General features: G+C 66.8%; 3 protein-coding genes. All 3 read right to left on the bottom strand.

The features are described 5' to 3' along the window. The coding region (locus tag ABR948_RS29410; RefSeq protein ID WP_428124817.1) for a BatA domain-containing protein at positions 1 to 1,613 on the bottom strand (1,613 nt) is incomplete at its 3' end. Further along, complete coding sequence (locus tag ABR948_RS29405; RefSeq protein ID WP_428124815.1) at positions 1,613 to 2,557, bottom strand: DUF58 domain-containing protein; 945 nt, start codon at positions 2,555 to 2,557, stop codon at positions 1,613 to 1,615. The genes ABR948_RS29405 and ABR948_RS29410, both read right to left, overlap by 1 nt. Continuing rightward, positions 2,557 to 2,793 (bottom strand): AAA family ATPase (locus tag ABR948_RS29400; protein ID WP_428124813.1); only part of this gene is annotated, 237 nt, incomplete at its 5' end. The genes ABR948_RS29400 and ABR948_RS29405, both read right to left, overlap by 1 nt.

The following is a 2,793-nucleotide window of genomic DNA, read 5'->3' as shown; positions in this document are numbered from 1 at the left end:
CTGGTTTCGCCCGCGACACCGGCGCCCGGCCGGGCCGTATAGCCGGACATGTCGACGATCCGCCGCAGCATTTCGACGAAAGTGCCGGACATCGGCAGATCAGACCAGCGCATATCGGCGCTGACATGAAACAGGCTCACCAGGCCCTTGCCGCGGCGCTCGCCGGTGACCAGCGGCGTGCCGTCCTCGAGCGAAGCCCAGCTTTTGGTCGCCAGCACCGCATCGGGTTCGGCCAGTACTTGCCGGTTGATGGTGATGTCCTTGGGCACGGCCAGACCGACGAACGGTCCGTCGGCCGCGAACGATGCCAGATGCTGCGGCTTTTCCCAGGTGAGGCTGCCGCCGAGGCTGCGTCCACCGCGGCGCAGCTTCACCGGCACGAGGTCGTCATCGGCCTGCGCCAGACGCGGCCCGGCAAAGCGCACCAGCACGCCGCCCTGGTCGATCCACGCCGCGATGCGTTCGCGGATTTCCGGCGACAAGGTGCCGACATCGGCCAGCACGATCATCGGCAGCTTCTGGTCGAGGAATTGCGTGATCGCCTGCTGCGGCGCGCCGCGATCGCCGAGCCGCACATCGGCGAACGGCGCCAGCGCGCGGGTGAGATAGAATGCCGATGCCAGCAAAGGCTGCGCGGTATCGGTGCTCGATCCGCTGACCACGCCGATCGCGCGCCGGCGCCATCTTTTGTCGAGCAGCTGCACCGCGCCTGCGGAGCGTTCACCGGATATTTCAAGCCGCGCGATGTCGTTGCGCAACTCGACCGGAAGGTCGAACGAGGCTTCGGTCTCGCGGTCCTGCGGTCCAAACGTGTAGCGGGCTTCGCCGATCGGCGATCCCTTCTGGTCGAGCGCGCGCACGATCCCGGCGGCAATGCCGCCATCGGTGCGCAATACCTTCACGGTCATCTTCGCCGCGGCATTTTCGGCGGCGGCCAGCGCCTGCGCGGACGGGTTGCCGCCTTCAAAGATCGTCAAGGTCCGGTCGCCCACGGTTTTGCCGAGGCCCTGGAGAAACTCAACTCCCCGGCCGGTATCGACGCCGTCCGACAGCCAGGCGATCTCGCAGTCGCCGGTTATTTTGAGGAAGCGCTCGATCGCGGGCAGGGTTTCGACCCGCTCGATCGAATAGGGTTTTGGCGCGAGCTGGCGCAATGCCACGCGCGCGGTGCCGCCCGGCATGATCGTGATGTCACGCGCGGGCTCGGACAGTGGAACCAGGGCGACGCCGCGGCGGTCACTGTCGGCATTCGCAATCAATTCGTCCGCGGCCTTGACCCGGGCATCCCAGCTATTGGCCGCACTCCAGCCATCGTCGATCAGGATCACCAGCGGCGCGCTGGAGCCGGCAAGCCCGGTTTGCGGATTCCAGATCGGCCCCGCGGCCGCCAGAATAACGAGGGCGGCGGCCATCAGGCGCAACGCCGTCAGCCACCACGGCGTCCGCGACGGGGTCTCTTCTTTTGGCGCGATGTCGAACAACAGCCGTGTCGGCGGAAACTCGATGCGCCGCGGCCGCGGCGGCATCACCCGCAACAGCCACCACAGCACCGGCAGACTGAGCAGACCCAGCAGCAGCAATGGTTCGGCGAAAGAGAGCGGCAGTCCGGCGATCATGCGCTTCGCCCCGCTTTGACGGTGCTCGAGCGCGCGGTGCCCTTGTTCACCATCATGCCCGAATGCAGGAACAGCAGCAGTTCGGCCGCCGAGCGGCTGGTGGTGTGGGTCGAGAACAGCCAGCCGAGCTTGTTGGTTTCGTTGCGAATCTCGTCACGATGCCGCGCCACGCGCGCGACGTAATCGTCGGCCCATTTTTCGGCGCGTCCGGCGGTGATGATTTCGCCGCCTTCCGGTTCGACAAATTCGACCCGGCCCGAATAAGGAAAACTCTCCTCGGCCGGATCGACGATCTGGATCAGCGTGCCGTGCGCCCCGGACGCCGACAATCCGGCCAGCATGCTTCTGATGTCGCCGATCGGCGACCAGAAATCCGACAGCACCACGATTTCGGCGAGCGCTGAAGGCACAAAGGACGGCGGCAGGCTCGGCCGCGCGGCGTCGTCATGCAGCATCGCCTGCGCCATCTTGTCGATCACGCTGCGGCTGGAGGTCGGGTTGATCAGGCCGGGAATGCCGACGCGTTCGCCGCCCGCGACCAGCAATTCGGCCAGCGCAAACGTCACGATCAAAGTGCGTTCCAGCTTGCTGTCGCGCGCCTGTTTCGACGCGAACGCCATCGAGGGCGAACGGTCCGGCCACAGCCACACGGTGTGCGCGGCCTCCCATTCCTGTTCGCGGACATAAAGATGATCGTCGCGCGCCGAGCGCCGCCAGTCGACGCTTTGCGACGGTTCGCCGGACACGAAACGGCGATATTGCCAGAAACTTTCGCCCGAACCGGCGCGCCGCCGTCCGTGCAGGCCGTGAATTACATTGGCCGCGATGCGGCGGGCTTCAAGCACGAGGCGCGGCAGCGACGCGGCGAGCGTTCGGCTTTCGCCGTCGGCACGTCGGATTGCTGTGATCTCCTGGCCTGCGTGCTTGGTCTCCGCGGCCATCAACCAATCCGCGTCTTCAATTGCCTGATAACGTCGGGAATGGTGCGGCCTTCGGCCCGGGCCGAGAATGTCAGCGCCATGCGGTGCTTGAGAACCGGCTCGGCCAGATCGAGTACGTCGTCGATCGAGGGCGCCAGACGGCCGTCGAGCAGCGCGCGGGCGCGAACCGCGAGCATCAGCGACTGGCTGGCGCGCGGACCCGGCCCCCAGGCGATCAGTTTGCCGGCCTCGCCGCC

This window comes from Bradyrhizobium sp. (assembly GCF_050014615.1).
GTDB lineage: Bacteria > Pseudomonadota > Alphaproteobacteria > Rhizobiales > Xanthobacteraceae > Bradyrhizobium.
This window is presented reverse-complemented; position numbering and strand designations above follow the sequence as displayed.

What these genes read in the sequence shown, in the direction of transcription:
- ABR948_RS29405 (WP_428124815.1), bottom strand. Translation starts at nt 2,557, where the DNA reads ATGGCCGCGGAGACCAAGCACGCAGGCCAGGAGATCACAGCAATCCGA.